Source organism: Bacillus sp. N5-665 (assembly GCF_022637375.2).
GTDB lineage: Bacteria > Bacillota > Bacilli > Bacillales > Bacillaceae_G > Bacillus_A > Bacillus_A wiedmannii.
Map to the genome: position 1 here is coordinate 452,443 of NZ_CP093324.1, position 26,352 is coordinate 478,794.

Here is a 26,352-nt window from a genome sequence, read left to right on the forward strand (position 1 = left end):
CCATAATGTTTATATACAATTGAACTCTCAAAGCTACATTATCTCTGTTATCGATGTTATATGAACAAGAAACAACCTCTTCATAACACGCACTCACATTGACATATCAACCGACATTGACATGTAATGCCCAAACTCAAAGTAACGTGTTAATTTCATATCAACACCTTTAATGCAATAAGTATAAATACTCATTAATAACTCTATTAAAAACAATTTATAATAGGGTATTGCTAATAGCTATTAATTCTGTAATTTGAACTTCTAATAAATTAATTACTAACAAGATATTAACACGTCTAACCATGTAAAAAGTTCAATTTATCAATAACCTATATACAACTACCGTATTTACATTTCATCCTTTTGGTTAACATGAAATTGACAATAAACTATAGTAATGTGTTTAAATATCAATCTCATGTTAATAATAGAAGTTTAAATATTTGCAACAGAATCAGTCAATAATTAATAATATGTTAGTTCATCCGCTAAATTAAGCATTATTACAGAGGTGTTAAAAGACTTATTCGGTTAATTTGAATAAGTCTTTCTTATATTTGATCCCATATAAATAAGAACATCACCAATACAACGATTGCTAATGATAGTTTGGTTGACAAGACATTGATATTTATCCGCCAAAAATCCTTTCTATGTCAATCTCACATCTCGTGTTAATGTCAGTAGGGGTGGGATTTCATCCAAAATGAGTGATTTCAACCTTTAATAACAACTGTCTTGTTGAAAATTAAACAAATGACATCTTGTAATTGTTTGAAAATCACGAGTGTTAACACGGTGACATAAATCTATCTCAAGTATTCCATACACTATTAAAATACACGTAAATATTCTATTGATCGAGACATAGAGTAGGCATTAAACCTTAAAGTCGATTCACATTAATTCTAATCCTATATTCCTAGCAATATTTGTCCTCATAAGATACTGCTAATTTGGTTATATTATTACCTTTTTTTCTAGCTATTATACATTATAATTTAAATTCCCTAGCTTACATTAGTTGATTTTTCCGCACTATCATTGATTATCTCCTCATAACTTGTTTACAAAATACCTATATTTCCTTATCATTAGTATTAAGTAACGTATTTTGTTAATCTCATGGCAACTATCAGTAAAAAAGATAGTGTTATCCATTGATAGAACATTGCCATTTATATACTTTAGGATGACAATAGTATCAACAAGTCCAGCGTATTCTATTTAGATAGGTAATGTTCTGTTAACAAACATTCGATTACATGTTAATTTTATATTTCATGTGAGTTACTGATTACATAGGGATTTGCATACATATTAGCGAAATACTACCTAACATGTTAATTTCAGTCCACATGTTAATTTCAAATTGAGTGTTCATAAGCTGATTTTTAAGGAGGTTGTTACAATGATTGAACAAAAAAGCGAATCACATGACCATCAAATTAACGATGATGACATATTAGATGATAATATTTTTGAAAAGGCATGGCGAATAACTGAATTCTCTAAACTAGTTGGACGTCATCACAATACTGTTTATAATTGGTTCAATATTTTAGAGGAAAAAGGGCTCCACGAAACGTTAAGAACACAAAATACAAATGAAAAACTTTATAATACATTAGATCTTGAAATTGCTCTATTTATTAAGCAAAAAAGGGATGAGAAATGGTCATTAGATGCAATTATTGACCTATTACCACACCAATTCGATTTAAGACCTGTATCACCAGAAAATCAATCAAATGAAGTGTCTACTGAATTAAACCTTCAGGCAACTGCAGAAATCATTGAAAAAATGGTAGCTAAACAGTTAGAAGAAAAAATAAAACATATTGAGTCTCGTTACGAAGAGAGGGTAGACAGTATACTTAAACAGTTACCACAACCCGAAGATGCAGAAACCATAAAATTACGTCAGCGCCAAGATAGACTTGATAATTTCATTATTGAGCATAGGGCACGTCAGGAGTTAAGAAAGCAGGCAGAAGGCCTGTGGAATAGTAAAGCTGAAGAGGAACGTACTAGAAAGGTAGGATGGTTTAAAAAAGAGGAAGATTTGGGTAAAAAACAACTCTTCATTGAACAGTATATACAGGATAATATAATTGATTATATAAAATCTCTTATGAATTCTGTGGAATAATAAAAAAGTCTGGAACTTAGTCCAGACTTTTTATTATTTTGTAGTACCAAACATCTTATCAGGATCTAGAAAATCTGCTAAATCTTCTTCTTCATTTGCTCCAGCATTATTATTTTCTTCGTCACTACCCATATCGATAAAATCTCCAAATGCAAAGCCTAAATCCTCATCCTCATCAATACTCTCGATAGTACTAATTTGAGACTTAGTAAACTGAATTTGGCTTTGTCTTTCTTTAAACTCATTAAATTCTTCAACTAAACCTTTAGATAATCTCGATGGTAATGCATCAGTTTTATAGAACGTATATACACTTCCTAAGAAATCATTTTTACTTACCAAATATCCGTTAAAAACTGTACCGTTTATTGGTAGATTATTTGAAACTTCTACCTTAGCATCATCCATAAAGGAATCATTAATATTTTTTTGCTCATCTAAGATAGCAAGCATACCAAAATGATGTACTTTTGACGCTTCTACAGAACCGTCGTTATTCTTCTTCATCAAATCAATTGGGGGATGGAAAGAGCTACCTCTTAATGATTCTTGGAACATCTCGATAATTGCATGGCTATTTTCTATCTGGTTCATATTACGTGAAACCTTATTAATTACTAAACAGCCCGTTTTCTCAAGTAAAATACGCTTAAAGTCTTGAGAATCAAGTATTACAGATGTACCAGATCCATTGGCAGCGGTATTTAACTCATGAATGATTTCACTAATGCGTTGATTTGCATAATCTCGTGAATTGGCGATACCTTTTTTCTCATTTTCATTTAATTCCTTAAATTCATCGTAGAAGTGCTGGTTATCAGCAAATACTACAAAGGCTACACCTTTGGATTTATCATTTGCTAATTTCCAAATCTCCTGTGAAAATTTATTTACTTGTCGTAATACATCCGGCCCATCTGCTCGGACAGGAAGTGTTACAACAATCCCCATTTTAATAAAATCTTTGCGCTCAATAGCATTTTCAAAGGCAATTCTCGCAAACTTTGCTTGATTTGCTTTGATTTCAGACATTGGATATTGCTGCGCAACTTTTTGTAATTCTTGTCTGATTACTGGTTTATTATGAAAAGCCGAAAATTCTTCAATAGCTTTAATGATTGTAGAAGTTCCTGTTCCTCCACCTAAACCTGCAAAGAATAAAACAAGTTCATCAGAAGGTCTTACACGTTCAGTAATAAATTCTTTTAATTTATCTTTTGCTTCCTCATTTGAATCAAGAACTTTTAACGCACGCTCAGGGTTCTTACCTAAACCACCTAATTTAAGTGAAACTTGATTACTTTTTGGTACATTTTTTAATTCAGCTAGATCTCCATCATTACTATTTAGTGCTAAGCAATTATATACTGCTGTGCCATCTGTATGTGTATATTCCGCAAACTTATCTACCATTCTAGTACCAGCTTGACCAAATCCAACCATTGTCATTTTAACTGCTACTTCATTTTTCAAGAAGTTTTTTGCCATTATTTTATCTCTCCTTATTTACTTTTTTTCTTTTCCCTAACTCAATAAGTACTTGTTGCCCTCTATAAGTTGAGATTAAAAATTTATATGGGTGCATAGTCTTTTCATAGATTAAAGACATTGATGATAGTGTACTCACACTTATTTCGGCTGAACGTCTAGATATATTTGTACGTTCAACTTCTAATGAATAGGATTTACCTTTTTTCTTCTTTACTCTCCTATCAATAACTACATTTTCCACTATTTCATTAATCGATATGCCCCTCATGTACTTTGTCTCTTGAAATTGTTTATTTACTACGTTTCCTATGTATAGAAATACACTGTAGAGTATTTCATCTTGTTCAAGTATATCAGCAAACATGTTTACTACTTCATCTGCAAACTTGATTGTTTGATATTTTTCACTTAAAACCTCGTTCAAGTTGTCCCCCCCTTAAAGCATTGGTTAATTATTCCTAGAAACATAGTACATCATTACACGTCGTATATCAAGTCATTATAAATAAAACTTATATATAAGTCTTATATATAAGACTTATATTAATAAAATCATAAAGAATCTAAGTTTTATAAGGGTTTATATATACAGTGTATATATAACGCGTATACATGTTATATCAATCTTAAATTTCATGTAATTCACATTTTTATTAATTGTAATAAAACAATATAGAAAAACTGATAAAAACACATAAAAAATCACTCCTTTTTATTAACATTAAACTCACAAATATATATATACGACTTATATATAAGTTTTATATATAAGTCGTATATATAAACACTGTTATAACAACAATAAATTAAATTTTATTCACAAAAATTATTTGATTTTATTTTACATAAGCTGTATAGATAAGTTTTATATATAATCCTTACTTATACAGCTTATATAAATCACATCTAAAATATTAAATATCCAAACACCTAATATCATACGCGTGTAGATATGTTACTAAGGAAATTTCATGAAGATCTTATAACAATTCACACTAAGTTTTTTTATTACTTAATTGTTTTGAAGGGATCTATCTCTTATAAGGACGATAATTGTTAATGTTATGTTAATGCGCTGTTCTTTACCTAGTACTTGTTAGTTCACATGAATGTATCTGTTGACAGAAAAAATTTACTCTGTGCCTCATTAAAATTCAATTCCTTGTCAATTTCAGTCATTCTTAGAAAGCCATTAGGAGCGGCTGTTAATTTCATATGAACAACAGAAATCATCTCAAATTATAATTAACATGTTAAAAAGAGAGTCAAAGGTTAAGCTGACTGATGCAATAGTTCTTAAAATCCCTGTAAATAATCTCTTAAACTAAGACATTCTAATAGTATTATGCTAAAAAAATTGCATCACTGCTATGAAATTTATGTAAATTGGATTATTAACAGTAAGTTCTTATCTTATTAACATCAAAGTGATACTTACATTACACTAAAAGTCTTATTCATTTAGTAGGAATGATGATGGTAATTAGAACTTCACATAAAATTAACAACTAATTAACCTCATGTGTATGGAACCCTTATGTTCAGAACATATAGACACATTTTTAACGTACTAACGATTTAGTAAAAACTATCATTTTTTTATTTATATAAATGAATTTACAATTATCTGAGGTGAAACACCTAAAAGAATAAGTTGAATTTTTGCAATGAATCAGTAACAAAAGTAGGAGAGGGCACTTCAACAAAGAGTTTACTTTCTAAAAAAATATAGAGAAAACTCCTCTTTGTTATCAAAAGCCTCTTTATAATTCTTGAATAATTGTAATCAATCAAAATGTTATTATTCCTATCTAATAAATGTTAGGACGTCATAACATTATTTTTATAACAAAATTTCATTATAACTATTGTTAGATGTCTAGTAGTATATCGGCCTAACAACATGAAAGATTTAGTAGATTCATATAAACCCATAATTTTTAATAGATTTATAATAGTAGTTACCATCCCAACTCTGGTGTACAAAATAGGGTATCTCTGAAAAGCAAAACCTCTTATTCATGTTTTTTTATTTTACAACCACTATATCAATGTAATAGTATATTAAAAATGATAATTATTTAATTTAAGTCTAATTCAATATAAGAGGTGTATACTTTGTCCGGAGAAGTGTATAAATATAAACGACCAGGTACCAAAAAACATTTTCACTTAAAAGAAGCAGACGTTTTTATGTTAACAGTTTTATATTACAAAAGAGCTCTTACAACACGACAAATCACAATGTTATATAGTGCATTTGAGGGAAGAGAATGTTCTGAAGCTAGCATATTTACAAAACTTGACCGATACTCACAATACGGGGCTATGCTAACTAAAAAAATTGATAAAAGGGATGACAGCATTACGAAACGTGCCTTATTTTCCTTAAAAGAAAAAACAATTGAATTTTTAATGGGGATAGGAAGAATTCCCAAAAAAAGTTCCAAAAGAAGGTACTCACGAGCAACTTCTTTTCACACAGTATGTTCACGCGAAGTCATTATGCGTACTCTTCTAGCGACTACAAAGAAAACTCAAACCAATGAATTATTATATAAAATGGATATTCGTTCTTTTTACCAGAAACAAAATATGAAAATTGAGGATGACCAGTTGCCTTTGATTCCTGATGAACATATTTCATATCAAGGTAAAAATATCTATATCGAGATGGATATGTGTAAAGAAACAAATACTACCTTAGTTGAAAAAGTAGGTAAGTACATAGAATTCTCACAAAAAACGAATGAGAATATAACCGTTGTTTTTGTTATGTACGACAAAACTATGTTTCTTGCAGAAGATGCTGAACCACCATACTTGCGGATGAAAAATCTATTATTTTCTATGCGGAAATATCATGAAATTTTAATGAATCAAACCAATCTACATGTACACGTCTGCTCACTTAAAAATGCTGGAGATGTTATTTCAGATATCATCCTTGGAAAAGATGATAATCAAAACTTCGAACAAGATATTCTTTTATCTTTATCTCAACGTACAGTAGGAGATGCCGATTGGCGTTACGCATTTGTTGAAAAGGTTCAAACGTTCAAAGAACCAATAGATGGAGGACTTCGACGAACGTATAGGAGAGATAAAGATGTGCTCCAAGATTTCTTCTTTATTTTCGGAAATGAAAATGATTACAGGATGATTGCTAGACTAGACGATGTCGTATTTTCAAGAAAAGAAGGAGACGAAGGCGTTCCACTTGTTGTTATTTATCCGAAACGTGAAAAACCTAGAGATATTCTTTTAATGAACGCTTATCACAACGTTCTACTGCTATCCTTACAAAATGAAAGTGTCACTATAGAAGCGGATGAACAGATCCTGGTACGTACTGCAAATAACATTCATCCGAAAAGACGTAAACTTGTAGAATTATATTAATCTATTATTCTCTATATAACTCTATACAATTTTATTGATTTTAATTATTTAAAGTGTTAGAATAACGTTTGAACATATAATGAAAACTACAATCAAATCAGAACATATGAAATTAAGGCAAGCGACACACGCTGTTTTTACAGTGGGTGTCGCTTGCCTTTTTTTGTATGGAGAAAGGTGGAAAATGATAATGAATTTACAATTTGCAACAACAACGAATGGGGGAGTGCTCTCTGCAAGAGAAGCATTTAAGAACCCAGAACTTGTACTTAAACATATTACAGAAGAGGGTGCAACGTTTAATGTTTCTCTACAAGATATCCAAGTTCCAGGAAAGCCAAATTACTTTTGGTACGATGTCATAATTGAAACAGCAACAAATAAAAAAATAGAGGTGAATATTGCAGTACTTTCTCAAGAAGAATATGACCAACTATGTGAAAGAAGTAGTATTGATTTATATTTAAAACAAACTGAAGATGCGGCGAAATTCTTTTTAGAAAAATCAAAAGAGCAATTTAAACCTGAATTCAATAATCGCTTCACATTCCATCATAAAATTCAAATATACCTGTAAGATGTAGGTGATTTTCTATGGGGACATTTAAACAACGGTTACCGTTATTTACTACACTCACCTTAATTAGTGGATTTATTTTTTCATTTGGATTCGGTCTAGTAAACTACATAAAGTTACTTTACTAGGTTCGTTCCGTAACAAAATGATATTTGGAGATGTAACACCATATGATGCAAAAATTTTCTCTGATATGTTTGGTGAAAAAGAGGAATTTAAAGAGGCAGAATCCGAACAGGGTATTTCTCCTATGCAAGAGAATCCTGTTAGTCGATTAGGATCGACTTACCAGAAAACAAAAGAAGTTGTTATGTCACCAGGAGATATCATGGCACAAGGGGCATTCATCTGTGCTGCTCGTATCGTACAAGATAACCATGTGCAACCAGTCCAACAAATTACAAGTAACTTTGTGCCTAAAGAGGAATTTTTTCAAGCTATTACACAGGTAGATATGGAAACAGGACGATATTGGGAGAATGAACGTCTTCGACTTATTAATGAATCTATCGAAAAAACAAATGCTATGAAGCATGTAGATGCAGAGAATTTGAAAAAAATTGAACCATTACCACCTATGCAAGATGAGAAAATGGAGCTGGATAACCCAATAGCATTACAGGGTGAGCAACAACACATAGTATCGTTAGAGAATTATAGGGAACATAAATCTGAAAGTGTAACCTTATCTAATGACTCTGCAGTTGTCAGCCAGCAAGCAGAGGTTGATGAGGAAGAGGCAGAAAACAAATTGTATGAAGACATTAAATTATTTGTTATCGACTCACAACAAGTCTCGCCAGCCTTTCTGCAAAGAAAATTTAAGATTAGCTATATGAAGGCTGCAAGATTAATTGATAAGTTAGAACAAAATCAAGTTGTAAGTTCTTACGCAGGGAATGGCCCTCGTAAAGTACTGATTTCAAACGATAATGGTATACCAATATTAACAAGAGAATCGGATATTAATACTTCTCATTCATCTGATACAAATATAAAGAAGACTATTTCACAAGAAGTAGCCATTCCAGGCGAAGACAACGAAGCCGCGCAAGAGGAGACAAATTCCTTTAAAGATATTCTATATGACGATGTTTTAGCTTTTGTAAAAGAGGCAGGAACCGTTCCTATATCTGTAGTACAGGACAAATTTAATATAAGTTATACACGTGCATCGAGGTTAATAGATGCCTTACAACGAAATGGCGAAATGCCAGTAGCAGAACTTAACAAAGAATTATCTATTACTATGCTGTGACAAGAGTGGGCTAATGATTCCATAATTCATTCAGAGATTCCCTACGAGACAGAACCTTTTCATAAAAACCCCCCTGCAAATGAACTTCCAATTACAATAACAGGGGAAGGGGAAGCAGAAACAAATATAGAATCTACTGCAATTCCCGTTACTATAACAGCGGAAACAGAAACGAATGTAGAAATTAATACGATTCCAGTTACAGAAACGGTTAATCAGACCGAAGAAAATAAGCTTGATGAAGAGGTTGCGAAGGTTTATGAATCCATTAGTATCACTGTTCATCAAAACTTAGAAAAAAACATGGTAGAGAACACTGAAGGTAACGAAGAACAGCATGAATATAAGCGTATAAGTTATAAAGAACGCCAAGAGCATTTAAAAGCTCAACAAAATAACAAGAACAACAATACACAATCACTACTTAATAAAAATGAGGAACCAAAGACCAAAACATCAAATGTTATGAGTAAAAGCCTGGATGATATATTTGGTAATATCGAAAGCTAACTCTTTAATATTCAGATCCTACATCTCGATAAACTTATATAATTTTTAAAAGACCCATCTACCTAAAATATGATAAAATAAAATCAATGATTATGTAAAAAATATACACAAATAGAAAATAATAGAATTGAGGTTGATAAATATCAAAAAATCTAATAATTTATTGTACTGTACCCTAATGTTTATAGGCGTAGTTTTCCTTTTGAGATTTTTTGAATACTTGTTTAATATTACAATATATACTCAAATGAATGATTCTTTTATAATAACCCTGATTTTTCTAATAATGTTTTTTCTCCCTACAAAAGTAAGACAGTATATGCTTAAAAAAATTCATTGGTCGTTTTTTACTGACTTTAAAAATTACTTATATGTATTTGGGGGATATATTATAGTATTTGTTTTATCACAGATAGGGAGTTTGATCTCTATAATAGATCAAACAATAGATTCAGAAACAATACAGATTACATCCATGTCCCACATAGCAGTATTTATTTTAGGTGTGGCTATTATGACACCATTTTGGGAAGAAATGTTTTTTAAAAGAATCGTATTAGATACATTAGATTGTTACATACCATTTTGGCTTAGTGTCTGCATAGTATCTATTATTTTTGCATCATTACATAGCATCCCAATGGAATATCGTATTTTCCCATTTATCTTGAGTGTTGTAACTAGCTTTATATATAAAAAAACAAATTCATTATTAGCACCCTTTTTTATCCACTGTCTATGGAACTTAACCAGTATTATTTGAAAGAGCCCTTTTTACAAAGGGCTCTCTTTTAAACTGGTACTCTATCAAGAGTAGTAATTCTCCTATTCACTGTTTCGTCAGAAATAAGCTGTCCAATTGGATTATATGTTTTAACTCTTATACGATAATCTTTTACTACAGTATAATCTTTGAATTGACGGCTTGATGAATACACTTTAGAGCCTCCAATTTTAATTGAAGCTCCTTTATACGAAAATGATACCTCTCCTGTAACTGACGAAGTACTACTTAATGTAACAGTTCCCTTATACGTTCTAGAAACTAAGGATTGAGAAACAATACTACTTTTATACTGATTACAAGTAGCACATAAAGGTTTTGGATCTTGGATACCGAAGTTTGCTGGATTTAATACAGCATTTTCATCTAAAATTTCAATTTCATATGAGTTTTGAGGATTTATTTCAGCTGAAGCAGAGGGAGTAAACCCTACTAAAATAGGTATTGCCAATAATGAAGCTGACAGACTCGTTATTACGCTTTTCTTTAACAATTAAATCATCCTCCTTTATTATTATTCAACCAAAAAATAACATATTTATATCAAAAATGGAACATTTTTCTAGAATTTTATATATAAAGATCGAAAGGGAAATATTAGGATACCAAGGGTTATTACTGTTTTTTTATTTCTCCACTTAATGTAACTGTAACTTGTATTATAGATTTAATAATATTTCTGCTTACAATTTTTCTATTAAACTCAAACTAATTTTATACTTGCAAAAATCACGCAATACCATTATATTTAAATTAACGACTATATAAATAAAACATAATTTACGTGAAGGACACACCTTACGTACCATCCCAACGGTACAGGTGTGTCCTTTTTTACGTTCTAGGAGGAAAATATAATGGCAGAAGGTAAAGTAAACGCTCAAATTACAGAAGAACTAGGGATGACTTTTGAACTAGAGAACAACAATATAGGGGAAATGCATGTAGAAATAACCTTTAATCAATTTGAACGAGTACGAGAGCATGAATTAGAAGAATTAGCTCGTATGAAACGGGAGCGTACTGTAGGAAAAGGGTTAATTACTGTCGTATCCGAAAAACTGTTTCCAACTAAAAATGGTACATCAGAGCGTATACAAGTACTTACAATTGAAATTGGTACTCATACGACTGCATACTGTCCCATTACAGAGGCTGGAATCAATATTCCAAAAAAACCTCAGTGGCTAGTAGGAAGGACCAAACCTGTTATTATTGAGCACTTCCAAAGAACTGAAGAAGGTAACTTCGCCGTCGTATCTATTACCGCGGGAGAACTAGCACTTCAAAAGAGGTTGTATGAAGAAGTAACAGCACAAGAGGGGAATAAAGTATACACGGGAACTGTCTCTGGACATATTCCATCTGCACAAACTGTTTTAGTTGAGGTTCATGGTGTAAACGTAGGAGTGAGGTATTCCCAATGGTCACACTCATTTGTACGTCCAGAGAATATTGTGATTGGCGATGTTGTAGAACTTATCATTGATAAAGTAGTAGAAAAGAATAGCCGTTATGAATTTAGAGGAAATAAAAAGAAACTAGAAACAGATCCAATGGATAAGCTATTAGAGCTAAAGAAACGTCGTGACCGCTTTGTAGGTAAAATAGTAGGGGTAGATGCAATTGCTGGTATTTTCGTAGAAGTTGCACCAGGTATTCAGTTTAAAGGACTAAAGAGCCGTAATCTTGCCAACCCAACTGCGGAAGATGCAATAAACCAAACGATTGTTACATGCGAGCTGCTTAATATCGATGCCAAAAATAGAAAAGGAACTGTGCGTATCCTAAATTATCCCCAAGGACAGAGTAAAAAATCTAATTCGTCAATTTACCAATTTTAATGGATGATTATTCGTACAATAGAGAAACAATTGTCTACTTATGTACCATCTATTCCTCATTTATCAAATGAGGATGTACAGGGACTTCAAATATATCGAATACATGAACTGGATAAATCCTATGTATTCCATTCTTATGAAGAATTGGTTAAGTTTAAGCAGCGTTTGACAGAGGAACAGTATGCCATACTCACTTTCATTGGTGTTCATACATCTGTTCGATTCAATCATTTACTATATTTATTCAAGAACAAATACTCACGTAAGAAAATCAATGATGCACTTCAAGGATTACTTTACTATCGTCTAATTGAAAAATGGCGGGTTAAGAGTTTTGATATGGAAATCTTTGAAGAAACATATACATTATCCGATAATGGTTACAAGCTCTTAAAATACTGGAAAGGTAATATGTTCTTCTTTGCTCCAGAGCGTCTTGATAATCACGGTAAATATGTTCATCTACGCTATTGGCATGATATAGATCTACTTTGCCACCTGCGTTATGCTCCTTCCTTTATAGGGCATATTATGCATCCATCTATTAGTAAAGGGGTTTTTACCCCTCCTTTAAGTTTTGCTGCGCAGGGCGGAGTAAATCAAGAATTTAATTTTGTTGTATACTCTACCTTATTAACAGATAAAAAGGATCGCTTCAGACAAATTATCGCTAAATGGAGAGAATTCGTAGAGTCAGGTAAGGATGTTATTATGAACGATTTAGGGAATAACCCTACAATCCTAGTTATTTATGTTTCTACTGAAAAACAAGCAAAGCAAATTAATAATGAACTACTACTCGATTTAATTCCTGGTAAAGTATTACTATGTATAGGAGAAACATTACATGTAGAAGGATTACAACATGCCTTTTATCAACCTCTTGCAGAAGGAAAGATTAAGCAATTAAATACAAAGCTATTCATAATAAACTAGACCACCCTTACAAGCTATTGCTTTCTTTTAGAGGGTGGCTTGTTTATTGTATAAAAAAAGCACGAAATATTTAAAAACAACTTAAGAGAACTAATTATCCCGTGTCTACCTCTATACAAAGTACGGATTTTACGAAATAATACTACTTGATGCCTATTTTAACAACAATGATATATGTAGATGTTGTTATTATTAAAATAAAATATACAAGAAAGGAGTAATACATTGCTACGCATACAAAGAGGGTACATGTACGATCCAGATGATAATGAAGTAATTGTAAATGAAATTTTCTACGATGCTGCTTCAGCTAAAAAGCTAGGAAGTAAAATGGGGGTATTTTGTGCAGTAAAACTACCTACTGCTATTTTTCGAAAGCTTCAAGAAAATGAAAGTAAGTCCTATATAGAAAATATTGAAGTTAAAAAAGAAACTATTAGAGAAATACTTTTTTATTTAGACCAAAATCAAAAACCAGAAAAACTTTATTTTGAAATGCAGTACATGAAGTAACACCGAGAACCGAAAATAAGAGGGGATTTGTAGCAGGGGAAGCAGGGACATTATTATTCAATACATATAACAACTGCATATAAAACCTCTTCTTATATTCGTTCAATTAAAACAATTGAATACAATATAAAAATATTTTAATATAAACGTATGTTTATTGTTTAATTGATTCCGTTTATTCCCACGCCTTATGAGTTGTGGTTGAGTTGTAGAAGCAAGTTTTGTTCTTGTTTCAATTATGAAAGGGCTTCTTTGAGCCGATTAATGTATATAGCTTATTTTGCTATGCACATTTTCAATCGACTTAAAGAAGCCCTTTTTATGTTGGCTTTAAGTTAGGAATCACTTATAAATAGACCTTTTGAGCTAATAATATGCTAAATGAAAAAAGCACATATATTGTGCTTATTTCATTTAATTTAGAGGAGGGATCATATGGAACTTTACGAACTATGGCATAAGAAAAACAATGCGAAGAATGAATTCGTAGTCTAACTCTTTAGTATTGTTAAGACTTTTTGAATTCAAAACTAAAAAAGGGTATTAAATACTAATTTATAGTAGAGTAGAGAAATAATGGAATATACAAATTAGGAACTAGGGATTTTATATAGAAATAAGGTACTCGTTGCAATGCTAAAAACACAAGGAATTAGACAACAAAAAATGAGAGGAGCACTATAATATGATTACAGTTAACCGAGGATATATGTATGATCCAGATGATAATGAGGTCTTAATTACCGAAATTTATTATGAGGCTGCTACCGATACTAAGTTAGGAAGTAAGATGGAGAATTTATCTTATACAGTTATTCCTAATGAAATTAAAGAAAAAATAGAAGCAGCAGCTTCCTTATCTTATATGGAAAACATTCAGATGTCTCAGCAATTAGCTGTTGTATATCAAAATGAAATTAACATGTATGGAAAACCGGAAAAATTGTACTTTGAGTACACAAACATGTAAGAGGCGCAAAGACATTGAACCATTTGGTTCAATGTCTTTTTTTAATAAGCTACAGAAAAAAGAATAAATAGGAAAAGATATTTGTTCATTTTTGAGATGAAGTAACGTTATAAAATAACCATATCAATTTCCTGGGCCAAAAAGCCTTTAAGAGAATAATATCAACCGATGAATTGGTATAAATGTAAAAAATATGAGAGTGTAATCATTAGAAAATCCTAAATTACAACATAAATTAATACCCCAAAAACGTATGTAATGTCGTCCTCAATACTATTAAAATCAGTATTATAGCATTATTTATATATTAAAATATTTAAAAAGTATGTCACGAAATATTCAGATTTTAAGAGTTGCTATTTTCATATGATTTCATTTATTATAATCATCGATTCAGAACCAAATAATGGAAAATATCCGGTATAGCAAAATGATTTTCAATTGTCTTTGCATTAAATTTTAAAAGGGCTGGGAGGGAAAGGGATGCTAAACAAACAAGTAATCCTTCAAGTAGAAAAAATAAAGAAAGCTTATGAAACCTAGGCAGGAACTATCCAAATTTTAAAAGGGCTTAGTACTCAATTTTATTCTGGAGAGGTTGTTAGTATTATTGGTCCTAGTGGAAGTGGAAAATCCACACTACTTGGAATACTGGGATCATTGGATACACCTACCGAAGGACGTATTATTATTGAACAACAAGATATTACCTCCATGTCAGAAGAAAGGCTAGCTGATTTCCGTGCAAAAAAAATCGGTTTTGTTTTTCAATCGTATAATTTAGTCACAACAATGACCGCTCAAGAAAATGTTATGATGGCGCTTATGTGCGCTGGAGTAAAAAGCCAAAAAGAAATGATAACAAAGTCTAGGGAAATGTTGGACCTTGTTGGGATGGAAGAGCGATATCACCATTTACCAAACCAGCTATCCGGGGGACAACAGCAGCGTGTAGCAATTGCTCGTGCATTAGTAAATAATCCAACCATTGTTATTGCTGATGAACCAACCGGGAACTTAGATTCAAAAACAGGAAAAAATATTTTGGACTTAATTTTTCAACTACGTGATCAACTCCATATGACATTTATTATCGCTACACATGATACGCATGTGGCAAAACTTTCAGATTGTGTTTTAAAAATGGAAGATGGTCTTCTCGTTCAAGAAACTCTTAACAACCATACAAAATCTAGTAAACAAGAAGGTGGCATAACATCATGCTACTAAAATCTGCACTACGTAGTTTAACACGTAATCGTTTAAGAACTTTTTTTACAGTGTTCAGTATTTAATAGGGGTAGCTAGTTTCTTTTCTATGTCTATGTTGGTAGAGCTGGTTCCTCGATCTATTCACGAATCATCTAAAATTCTTTTAGGAGGGGATGTGTCAGTCCAATCCTATTTAAAACCGATGGATCGCGAAACCCTTATGTCTTCCCTTCCTAAAGAAGAACAGAAAGCGCTCACAACTTCTTTATTAGGGCAAAGTATGGTCAAATCTGATCGAAAAACAACAAGTTTAAGTATAAAAGGAATTGAAACAAATCACTATCCTTTCTTTGGTGATAATTTGTTTCCTAAGATTCGTACTTTACATAAAGATGAACTACTCCTTTCCAAAAATACAGCTGACCGTTTGCAAGTCAAAATAGGAGATCGAGTAGAGATTCCTAATCGTTCTACTGGGGCAATGTCCTCATATAAAATTAGTGGTTTAGTAGAGGGTGTCCAAGAATCCTATGGCGATGCTTCGATTTTTGGAACTGCCTATTTACATTTAGATCAAGTACAGCAACTCTTAAATGTACCTACAGGTACATTTAATGAAGCATTAATCTTATTAAATGAGAATGTTAATACTACTTCTTTTAAAAAGAATATCCAAAAACAATTACCACAAAGTAGCGTAATAGATGTTCAGGATAAAGAACTAGAGAGACAAAAAGATTTACGGATGTTGTTACCATTTCTTCAACTTTTCAGTGTATTAGTCCTTGGAATTGCTGCTATCACTACTTCTAACACAATGAAAGTCATTATTGCTTCACGTACACATGATATCGCTGTTATGAAGTCAGTAGGAATGAAAACTAAATATATTATTCAATATTTTCTATTAGAAGCATTTTGGTTAGCAATTCTCGGAACTGTTGGTGGGATTGTACTTGGCTTATTAGCTAGCATTTGGCTAACTTCATATCTAGCAGACGTGCTTTCACTACCTCTACATTGGGGAATTTCATGGTCTGTAATTTTCACAACCATTATTGTGGGATTAATTGTAACCTTCGTAGCTTCTTGGATACCTGTAAAAAGTGGCATGCGTGTATCACCACTTCAAATGTTACGTGATACTGAGAATACAAGTGTGAATTATACTTTACCATTTAAAAAGAAATTTCAACTCTTTATATTTATTTGTGGCATTGTTTCTATTTATGTTTATAATATAGCTTTTACAACAAATACAAATGGCAACGCCATCTTTAAGTGGTTTCTTGCTTTTTTACTTACAAATGCAGTTCTATTATTTATTTTTGCTTTTATCCGTTTTATAGGATTTATATATTCTTTATTATTTAAATTAATTGGTGCCATGAAAAACATAATGCCACAAACTCAATTCCTTGCTTTACACAACATGGCTACTACAAGTAAACGAAGTGGTTTATTGGCAGTTACTTTAACTATTGGTGTTGTTTCTGTTGTCTCTAGCCATGTATTTGCAGACAATTTAATTGAATCAGTTCAAGGCCAATTGGAAAAAGAAGCAATGGGAAATCTTCTTATTACTAGTTCCATTCATGATGAAGAGAAAGTTGAAAAACAACTAAACTCTATTAAAGACATAAAAGGATGGAAAAAAGGGTATCAATTAGATGGAAGACTCCAAAATATTAACGGGGTAGAAGCGGCATCTATATTCATGAAGAATATAAAAGATGATAAATTTTTTAGCTCAACTAAAATTTCGATAGAAGGGGTAGATACATCCCTTAATTCGAGAGCCTATACGATAGCTGAAGGGCGTGACTTAGCTTTATCGGATGCAAAAGGGAAAAAGGCAGTGCTTTTGGACAGCTATAAGAAATTAGGTATGAAAATTGGCGATACAGTTGACATTCAAATTGGAAATGAATTAGTAAACTGCAAAATTATAGGTTTCTTTAAATCTGGTGTAGTTAAAACCGTTGGCATACGTATCCCAACTGAAACATCAGCTACATATGGGAAACCAAGCCGAATTACTTATTCCTTAGATAGTGATCCTCAAAAAACCAATGCTATATTAAAAAAATTAAATGAAAAACTTCCTAGTTCAGCAATGGCATATTCAATTGCTGCTACAGCAATCGATAGTCTTCAGTATATTATTCAAATGCAAAGTGCTTTCTTCTCAATTGTAGCGCTGTTCGCATTTTTAACGGCTGTTCTCACAATTGGAAATCCAGTTGTCATTCGCTTAATGCAACAGACACGAGATGTTGCTATTCTGAAAACAGTTGGTATGTCTTCTAGTAATTTGATGAAATCCATTTTATTAGAAAATACAATTATCTCCCTATCAGCTGGATTAGTTGGTGCTGGAATTGCATTAGCCTTTTCAGGTATCAGTTTGCGCTTCTTGTTCCAAATGCCCATGAAAATAGATATGACTTGGTCTATTTTAGGCATACTTTTATCTGTTATAACAACAATCATTGTGGTTTGGATAGCAGCAAAACAATCATTATCAGCTAAACCTATACACCTTTTACAAAATAAATAAATAAAAAAGCGTATTTTGATCCTTAGTCAAAATACGCTTTTTTTCCATTCCTAACATATTAAAAATCATAATTATCTCAATCAACTTAGATTCCTTAATTACAACTTTTTAAATATAAAAAATAATAAATAGTAATATTTTTTGTAAATAAGTTTTAAAAATCAGAAAATATCTTGCTACAATAATCTCAATTATGGAATATATGGAGATATTTTTATTTTATTTGATTCCGTTTATTCCCACACCTCTTGCATTGTGGTTAAGTTATAGAAGCCCTTTTTGTGTTAGTTTGGATGTATTATATAATCAAACGTCTATTTAATTCCATTATCCGAGGGAGGGATTTGAATTAACGAAGAAGTACAAAGTAAACTGAACCTATTATTACAAAAAATTCGTGAAACCGTGTCTGCTGTCGCTAGAAAATCGTAATTAGGCGTTGCATCACCATAAATTTTTTTAACAAATTTAAGTTATTTGATAATTACCATTATATAGTTCCACTGCAGGGCATATTTTTAAGAAGAAGTGGTACAATAGATGTGATAATATGTTCGGAGATTTATACGCTTAGTAACTAATAAGGAGGACGTATGGAAATATTAAATGCATCTAAATCGGATTTAGAAGAATATCACAACTTACCGGTCAAGCTTTAAATGAAGGGTCTGTAAACAGTTATACTGTTGATAATGTAAAAGCAACCAGCCTAATGGAAAAAGTATTAGCAAATAACGGTAAGCTCTTAGTAGTAAAAGAGTCGGAACAACTGGCGGGATGGGTGCTATTTGGCTCTCAAAAAGATAGTATCACTGATGAAGAAATTGGATTTATTTATGAGATTTATATTTTGAAGAATTATAGGAAAAAGGGCTTCGCTAAAAGATTACTTGAAAAATGTATTACTGACCTAAAAACACAAGGTCTAAAAAATGTTCGTCTTGTTGTATATAAAGGGAATAAAGCAATTCAAATTTATGAGGAATTTGGGTTTATTGAGAATCGAATTGTCATGAATAAGGAGATTTAAGGTGAGTGTCCCTGTTGTACTGACGGAGGGCATTATGGAATAACTCATAGAATTAAATGATCTTATTGTTATATTTTTAAGTTTAGTGAAATATTTTACATCGAAAACTTAATAACTTTTAACCTCATTAACCAAATTTAAAATCCTTGCTACACTTCATAGGCAGCAAGGATTTATTTTTCCACATCAAAATTAAGCAAATTTGTTATTTCTCTATACGACGAGAATATTGGAATTTCATAGTTTCCCCCTAAAAAAGTAATTATTTAAACATCAGAATAATTACTTTTATTTTCGGTTGTATAGCTTTTAGAGTTCACCCTAAAGTCAATGATAATAGCGGAAACTAGAGTAAGGGTACATATACCTAACAAAACCATTAAACTACTATACCCTATTTGATCTAGCAAAAACCCAATTAACACTAAACATAATTGCATAATTGTTCGATCTAACATTGTTTTAAATGAAAAAAATCTTCCATGAATACTTGAAGGGACTTTTTGTTGCGCATATGTATATAAAAGGGGATTAAACATGCCGTATGCCAAACCAAATACACTAAAAGCGAAAATAGTTAGATAAAGGTTTGTCAATGATAATAAAATTTGAGCTATCCCCATCAAACAGCAAGCAAATAAAAGGATATTCACTTGTTTATGATATCGTTTTATTACTCTTTTGATGAGTAGGCCTGCAATTAATATACTTGTCCCTTCTATAAAATAGAGTATCCCCATGATTGAACTGGGTTGTCCCTTTCCAATCTCAATAACAAATAAATTAAAGCCAGAAATAAAGATTAGAGGGATAATGGATAATGTAAGAACTACTTTTATAGGATGATTATTTATAATAATGGGAAAAATATCCTTAAAATTAGTCTTTAGTTTTTTAGGAAGCAATTGTATATCGTTTGGAATAACTAATAAAAAATTAATAAAGTATAAAATTACATAGGCGATGAGAGCAATGATAAATAATGTATATAAAGGAGCGACGGTTAATAAAAGGCCAGCTAATACAGCTCCAAAAATTCTTGACAAAGTGATTATATTTATATTAATAGCATTAACCGTAATCAAGTCATCTTCTTTAACTAAAGTTGGCAATATTGTTTGTATAGTGGGGTTAAAAAATGAAGCAGAACAGCCAATTCCTATGCTATAGATAACCATCCAATAAATTGACCCCGTATATATAGCAACTAACATTGATAAAACAGATGCAATTCTCATCAATCCAACTAATTGTAATACCTTTAATTTAGAAGTAGAATCTATATAACGCCCTGCATAAGGGCCTATTATAACCCCAAGGACACCACCAATAACAAGAAAAAAAGCCTGAAGAACATGAGATTTTATATGTATTTGTAAAAATTGCAAATTCCCAATTGTGCCAAACCATATACCTAATTGAAAGACTAGTTGACTTCCTAATACAATACATAAATTTTTGTTATGAATGATGGCTTTAAAGGATTTCATTTCAAGTCCTCACCTCTAAACCTAAAATCTCTCCCATAATTTTTAGCTCCATCACTAATATGTCCTATTCCAGATAGTCCGCAAACAATTTCTTTTTCCTTATCTATAAATAGTCTTTCTTCTACTAATTCGTCTTTAAGATGGCCAGTGAAAAAGGCTCCTAATTTTAACCATGAAGCAACTAAATAGAAAGTCTGACTTAGATGACCTACATCCATCATAATAATACGATATACCCTTGGACTCTTGTATTTCCACATAGGTCGCTCTAAACATGCTGTATAAAAAAAGAGGACCGATGCATTTTTTACATATTCTTGACCTGCGGCCATATCTATAATATCTGTAATTTTTTCTTTTTTAATCACATTCAATGAATGATTTTGAACATTGTAGTGATATAACCCTTCTTTTATCCCTGTTACATTAGTTATATAAGGATATACCTCAATAGGATGTCTAGCACCCCCAGAAGGACTTGTTTTAAAAAGATTGGCACCCACTCCAAAATCCCTTTTACAAGACTGTGCCCCCCAAACAAAATAAAGAATTGTAGATAATTCAATTAGGGTAATAGGTTTTTCTGAGAAAGAACGTATAGTTTGTCTTTCTAAGAGAGTCTCTAGGAATTTTCCTTCTTTTTTAAAATCAGGAGTAGGTAATGGTATTTCTTCTACATTGTCATATATTTTATATATAGATGGTGCTTTTATATTTTGTTTCTTATTAACCAATCTTTCATAGTCTTGATTTACATCTAAATAATTATCTTTATGGAGTAACCTTGTATTAAAATGAAAATATTTAGCTGGAGTTCCCCATTCTCTCCAATTTTCAAGCTTCATATCTTCTAGATTTTCTTTTTCTATTAATATATGAACTTCTTGAAGGCTTTTAATTATTTCCATCATTTCGTTTCTTGTTAAAGATGAAGCTCGATCTTTCTGTAGCTGTAGATACGCACTATCAGGATCATTCCATTCTTTAAATAATCCTAAAATAGGGAAAACCGAAAGCTCTAAGCTATATTGTTCGTGTCTAATAAAATCATCTATCATAAGATGACCATTTTTCCAAAAATAAATCATATTTTCGGATATTTTTAACTGCATATCAATGTCTCCTAACTTAAAAAATATGTATCTCTTTTTTAACGATAAATGACTGCCCCTAGTAGGACAGTCATTTAAGCATTATTAATTATTTTGATGGAGAAGTCTCACCGTGTTCTAAATCAACGCGATTTGTGTACTCATTTTCACAAGGTTTAAAAATTTTCATTTCTTTCAACTCCTTTCTATAATTAGAAGATTATTACAATGTATATTTTTCCATAAAAGATTACTTTTGTCAATCAATAGTTTGAAAGTATTTTTTCTTCTGAATATTTAAACCATCAAAAACAACTAGGTTATTAGAAAATATGATTTACGAGTCTTGGGGAAAGAGGGTTAAATAGCATAAAGAGATACTTATTCAACTGTTCATTCAATCTATGAAGAATAATCACATGTTTAAAAAAGAAGAACCAATTTTATCAACGTTAGTATAGCCCTTTTATTAAACAAACATCTAGTTGCTCACATTTGACAAGTAATCTTAAATTTAATCAACTTTTTTCACAATAGGTGAGTTTTTTCTATTAAGTACTTCTAGCAAACTGTATATGGCTCATATTAAGCGATACAAGCTCTTTCAAAGATAAAGCATAGTTTACTATTAAATTGATTATACAAACGTTTCTATCCATAATTGGAGCTCGATATTTAGCCTGTCTTTCAGTTAACCTCTTTGTCTTCATTCAAATAAGCAGAAAAGGCTTCTAAGATTTTCTCTAAACTAATTGTCACCTTCATTATAATCACCTAGTTTCTTTAGGTGTATTATAACAGAAAGTAGGGTGAAGACCTGCTATCGTCTTTTGCTGCGCATAGTTGCTGGCATATTAAAAAGCAAACGGACAAACAAGTTTTTGCTTTTTGATATGTTGATTATTATTTACAGAGCCAAATGAATAAGGCTATCATCATACTCCAAAAAGGAACTACAAAGACTATTCCCCAAAATATCCCTTTGAAAAATCTAATCTCGTTATGCGTATTCATTTCTATATAAGTTGTATCTTTTAATATAGCCATATTTAATCCTCCCAATAAGAATTGTTTACTACAATAAAAAAAGGACAAACCTGTCCCTGATAGGGATACGTTTGTCCTTTTGTATGAGGGTAATGATATCTTTAATTACCATTATTATAACTAAATTAACAAATATTTTCAATTAGGTCTGACATCTTATTAACAATCATACTAGTAATAATAAAATCTATTATAAATATATATCTTATATATTAAAAAGAAATAAAGATAAAACTATTATAGGTTATCAAAAATAGGGGAAAGATCTACTCCCACAAGGGAAAATTTCATGTTAGAACGTAAAAAATCATAAATAGTAGAAAATGTATCCGTAGATTCAATGATTAATAGGTTTTTAATTCTACAAAAAAGCAGAAAGAAAATCATATGTTTCTACATGAAATCGGAAAGAAATTAATACAAATCACTTTATATGTATCCAACTATGGAAATAGGCTTTATTTTCTTTAGTTTGGTAAATAAAGCAGTGTCTAGCGTCAACTTGTCCACATTTTGTTCAGAAAATGTAGCGATTTGTTAACATAACTCAGTATTTACACGTAATTCACATTATTATTGATGATTTTTATTAGATGAAATAAACGACACTAGTATTATCAAGGATATTGAGAATATATTATTCACATTTGAACATTTTTGTCCTCATATCCACTGTTTTTTATAAATATCCTTCTGATTTTTTGTAGGTATAAAATCGAATATTTTACTACACGTGAAGAATACCCAATGTGTAGTGTGGAGATTCTTGTATAGCTAGAAGAAGATCTGTATAGAATTGCATAAAAAAAGACCCCATTTTACATGCAGTCCTTCTGATTTGGTATGTATAAATAGAGTAGTGGGGAAGGGGTATTAATGAAACAAACACGAATAGCCCTCTACTTTCAATTTTTTCAAAAATAGAGAGCTTGTTGCTTTTATTTTATTTCTATTGCGGTTAGCACCTGATTAGGATCTGTTATTGTTACCCCAGCACGTACTAAACGTTCGAAGGTACGCATAAACTCTAGTAAATTAAACTGCTTTGGTAGCTCAATAACACGAAGTTTTTCTTGTGGCAGCTTATCAATTGCCTCGATAAACCATTCACGCACATCACTTGGAATCGTGCGTTCTTTATGACCACGAACTTTTAGTTTTTCACGCATTTCAATTTCTAAAGCGATATATGCATGGAGATTTACTCCCTGATCATATGCATATTTTCTAAATAACGTTTCTTCCTGGTATTTTAGATAATTGCGGTGATAAGACTCTTCCGTCACTGGTACCGCAAACTTCTGCTTCAGTAGTGCATGCACATTTTTAAACATCTTCTTAATGTTATGAAGAGAGTACATAGAATAATGTAGACCAAAATTAAAGACAGCTTGCTCACGATCACTATTTCTCTCTTTTGGTATGTGCTGCGCAATAAGAGGGTAGATGCCTTCTTTCGCCGCTGTATCGAGAATTTGATATTGAGATGTTTGATGCAATAGTTTTTTCAATGTATATACAATTTTCGTTGGATATCCTTCTTTTCGATCAACCATGTCACGTAGTCCACGAATTACACTTCGAATTTGACGATGACAAGTATGCTTTAATACATGAATGAACTTATTCATGTCTGCAGACAGTTCACCGATATTCATTTCTTGTAGAACTGATTCAATGAATTTCGCTTTACGTGCATAAGTAGCTTTTGGTGTAAATGGATCCCTATGTTGTTCTTCTCCAGCTTCTTTCGAACATAAGAAGTCTGAATGGATAGACAGATATAATGTCGTATATCGTTTTGTATGCTTAACACCTTTTTGCATTTTACAAATTTTGAATAGGGGATTCCCCGTACATGGTAATGCAGTTGTTAATTCTTCGATAACCGCATGAATTTGGTGCGGATATTTTTTATGTAAGAAACGATACATCCCACCAAAGTGAGTTTTGTTGCCTCTTTCATCTTGCTTGTCCAAAGAACGTTTTAAAGTTGTTTCTGTATGTTGTTGCATTGCGATATCTAAGAATAGCTTCTTAGCCGCTACAGATAGTTTAAAGAAATCCTTTGTAAATACAACCGGACTAATATATACGTACGGATTTGCTTTTTCTGTTTCCTCATTCATAAAATGAGTCAGTTTAATTGTATATCGGCCATCTACGCCATTTTCAATGGAGATAATGTTATGTAAGTTTAATTTCTTTAATGCGATATAGAATTGAGAGTGTTGGATATAAGCAAATTCTTCTTTATATTGCTTGTAATCTTCCCACATCATATGTATTGTTACATTTGGAATGACACCATTTGTATAGCATTTTTTATGTAGGTACAAGAATACTTCAAGATCTGCATTCGTAATACCGTATAATTTATGTTTTCTTCCGGTTTTTTCTGCAATTGCAGACATTGCGCGACGTGAAAAAGATGGCTTGGCTTTTTCGACAAAGCCTTCTACGTCAGCGATACGTTCTTCGTATGTCATGTGCTGCAGAATATCTTCTAAATATGTATCTTTATAGCTGTAGTACTTCTCCTCAAATGTTTCCACAAATTTTTGCCAAGATTTTAATGTTACTAGTACTGCATTAGTTGTTTTCCCATTTAAGCTACGTTGATTACGTATCACAAATGATTTCCCCATCTTTTTCACCTCCGTTCTGCAAAATTCGAAATGTATGCCAGAATACTATAAAATATACCAATTTTGATTATAGCAAACCGAAAATTGGCGAAACGTGCCCCTTTAAGAAGAAAAAAGGCAACTTGCAACAGCCCCTAAAGCCAAGTGTGTCAAGGGATTGGAGAATTTCATTGATTTTTTTTGTGTTAAGGATACCGCAAACGTGTTGCAAGTTGTGTGATATGTATAAAGGTGAGTGAAAAAGTGCCTAAACCCTTGGTATATAAAGGGTTAGAGTGAAAATGACAGGGAAGTTAGGGAGAGGATACCGCAAACGTGTTGCAAGTTTGTGAACGCAATTATTAAAAATGGATTACAATGATTAACCTTGATATAAAAGGACTTGTTCGCACTTATAGATTAAAAGTAGGGAAAGGATACCGCAAACAGTGTTGCATCTTGTGAGAAAAATATGGGTATGGATACCGCAAACGTGTTGCAAGTTGTGTGATATGTATAAAAGTAAGTGGAAAAGTACCTAAACCCTTGGTATGTAAAGGATTAGAGTGAAAATGGTAGGGAAGTTAGGGAGAGGATACCGCAAACATGTTGCATTTTATGTATGTAACTTATTCAAAATATGAGAAAAATAGCTTAATAACTTTAAAATGACATGATTTTTTTTAAATTACTTGGTTGAGAAATAAATTATACTGTTGCAAGTTGAAAGAAATAGGGAAAGGATACCGCAAACGTGTTGCAAGTTGAGTAGAAATAGGGAAGAGAAAAAGCAAACGTGTTGCAAGTTAAAAAGTTAGGGAAAGCAAAGCGCAAAAAGTGTGCAAGTTGAAAGAA

Annotated in this window: 18 protein-coding genes and 2 pseudogenes; 12 read left to right on the plus strand and 8 right to left on the minus strand. The window is 31.7% G+C overall.

Going from position 1 to position 26,352, the window contains the following annotated elements; translation table 11 throughout:
• Positions 1-1,414 precede the first annotated feature (1,414 nt).
• Positions 1,415-2,155, plus strand: a complete 741-nt coding sequence (locus MNO09_RS01970; RefSeq protein WP_016089808.1) for a MerR family transcriptional regulator — start codon at positions 1,415-1,417, stop codon at positions 2,153-2,155.
• Between the two features lie 33 nt (positions 2,156-2,188).
• Here MNO09_RS01970 and MNO09_RS01975 read toward each other — a convergent pair whose 3' ends face one another.
• Complete coding sequence (locus MNO09_RS01975) at positions 2,189-3,643, minus strand: FtsZ/tubulin family protein (RefSeq protein ID WP_070169526.1); 1,455 nt, start codon at positions 3,641-3,643, stop codon at positions 2,189-2,191.
• A gap of 4 nt (positions 3,644-3,647) precedes the next feature.
• Positions 3,648-4,070 (minus strand): hypothetical protein, encoded by a 423-nt coding sequence (locus tag MNO09_RS01980; protein WP_016089810.1) that lies wholly within the window; start codon positions 4,068-4,070, stop codon positions 3,648-3,650.
• Between the two features lie 1,694 nt (positions 4,071-5,764).
• On the opposite strand from MNO09_RS01980, the gene MNO09_RS01985 reads away from it, so the two are divergent.
• From MNO09_RS01985 to MNO09_RS02000, 4 genes and pseudogenes are all read left to right on the plus strand, one after another.
• Positions 5,765-7,048: a replication-relaxation family protein gene (locus tag MNO09_RS01985; RefSeq protein WP_070169472.1), complete on the plus strand. Its 1,284-nt coding sequence runs from the start codon at positions 5,765-5,767 to the stop codon at positions 7,046-7,048.
• Positions 7,049-7,238: 190 nt separating this feature from the next.
• A complete protein-coding gene (locus tag MNO09_RS01990) occupies positions 7,239-7,625 on the plus strand; it encodes a hypothetical protein (RefSeq protein ID WP_048530099.1) in 387 nt (128 codons plus the stop codon).
• Between the two features lie 118 nt (positions 7,626-7,743).
• A pseudogene (locus MNO09_RS01995) lies at positions 7,744-9,393 on the plus strand (DNA translocase FtsK); the annotation flags it as partial.
• Between the two features lie 535 nt (positions 9,394-9,928).
• Positions 9,929-10,156, plus strand: coding sequence for a CPBP family intramembrane glutamic endopeptidase (locus MNO09_RS02000; protein ID WP_241950016.1), 228 nt, complete (start codon positions 9,929-9,931; stop codon positions 10,154-10,156).
• Positions 10,157-10,184: 28 nt separating this feature from the next.
• Here the strand turns inward: MNO09_RS02000 and MNO09_RS02005 are convergent, their stop codons facing one another.
• A complete protein-coding gene (locus MNO09_RS02005; protein WP_070169531.1) occupies positions 10,185-10,670 on the minus strand; it encodes an LMxysn_1693 family intestinal colonization protein in 486 nt (161 codons plus the stop codon).
• Between the two features lie 364 nt (positions 10,671-11,034).
• Here MNO09_RS02005 and MNO09_RS02010 point away from each other — a divergent pair, with 364 nt between their 5' ends.
• The 7 genes from MNO09_RS02010 to MNO09_RS02040 all read left to right on the plus strand — a co-directional run bounded on the left by MNO09_RS02010 (position 11,035) and on the right by MNO09_RS02040 (position 19,242).
• Positions 11,035-12,021 (plus strand): RNA-binding protein, encoded by a 987-nt coding sequence (locus MNO09_RS02010; RefSeq protein ID WP_241949908.1) that lies wholly within the window; start codon positions 11,035-11,037, stop codon positions 12,019-12,021.
• A 9-nt stretch (positions 12,022-12,030) separates the two neighbouring features.
• Complete coding sequence (locus tag MNO09_RS02015; RefSeq protein WP_070169532.1) at positions 12,031-12,957, plus strand: hypothetical protein; 927 nt, start codon at positions 12,031-12,033, stop codon at positions 12,955-12,957.
• A gap of 225 nt (positions 12,958-13,182) precedes the next feature.
• Positions 13,183-13,470: a hypothetical protein gene (locus MNO09_RS02020; protein ID WP_070169529.1), complete on the plus strand. Its 288-nt coding sequence runs from the start codon at positions 13,183-13,185 to the stop codon at positions 13,468-13,470.
• A 685-nt stretch (positions 13,471-14,155) separates the two neighbouring features.
• Positions 14,156-14,440 carry a hypothetical protein gene (locus tag MNO09_RS02025; RefSeq protein ID WP_070169528.1) on the plus strand — a complete coding sequence of 95 codons (285 nt, stop codon included), beginning with the start codon at positions 14,156-14,158 and terminating at the stop codon, positions 14,438-14,440.
• Between the two features lie 552 nt (positions 14,441-14,992).
• Complete coding sequence (locus MNO09_RS02030) at positions 14,993-15,670, plus strand: ABC transporter ATP-binding protein (RefSeq protein ID WP_088107212.1); 678 nt, start codon at positions 14,993-14,995, stop codon at positions 15,668-15,670.
• Between the two features lie 94 nt (positions 15,671-15,764).
• A complete protein-coding gene (locus MNO09_RS02035; protein WP_347280215.1) occupies positions 15,765-18,212 on the plus strand; it encodes an ABC transporter permease in 2,448 nt (815 codons plus the stop codon).
• Positions 18,213-18,924: 712 nt separating this feature from the next.
• Positions 18,925-19,242 (plus strand): GNAT family N-acetyltransferase, encoded by a 318-nt coding sequence (locus MNO09_RS02040; protein WP_241949910.1) that lies wholly within the window; start codon positions 18,925-18,927, stop codon positions 19,240-19,242.
• A 266-nt stretch (positions 19,243-19,508) separates the two neighbouring features.
• On the opposite strand, the gene MNO09_RS02045 is transcribed toward MNO09_RS02040, so the two are convergent.
• The 5 genes and pseudogenes from MNO09_RS02045 to MNO09_RS02065 form a co-directional block, all read right to left on the minus strand.
• Positions 19,509-20,732 carry an MFS transporter gene (locus MNO09_RS02045; protein WP_227496185.1) on the minus strand — a complete coding sequence of 408 codons (1,224 nt, stop codon included), beginning with the start codon at positions 20,730-20,732 and terminating at the stop codon, positions 19,509-19,511.
• A complete protein-coding gene (locus MNO09_RS02050; protein WP_088107211.1) occupies positions 20,729-21,844 on the minus strand; it encodes a SagB/ThcOx family dehydrogenase in 1,116 nt (371 codons plus the stop codon). The genes MNO09_RS02045 and MNO09_RS02050 overlap by 4 nt, the downstream gene beginning before the upstream one ends.
• Positions 21,845-22,377: 533 nt before the next feature.
• A pseudogene (locus MNO09_RS02055) lies at positions 22,378-22,533 on the minus strand (integrase); the annotation flags it as partial.
• A gap of 193 nt (positions 22,534-22,726) precedes the next feature.
• On the minus strand, positions 22,727-22,870 hold the full coding sequence (locus tag MNO09_RS02060; protein WP_171902947.1) for a hypothetical protein: 144 nt from the start codon (positions 22,868-22,870) through the stop codon (positions 22,727-22,729).
• A gap of 938 nt (positions 22,871-23,808) precedes the next feature.
• Entirely contained in the window at positions 23,809-25,518 is a 1,710-nt protein-coding gene (locus MNO09_RS02065; RefSeq protein ID WP_070169523.1) for a hypothetical protein, read from the minus strand.
• Positions 25,519-26,352: the final 834 nt, after the last annotated feature.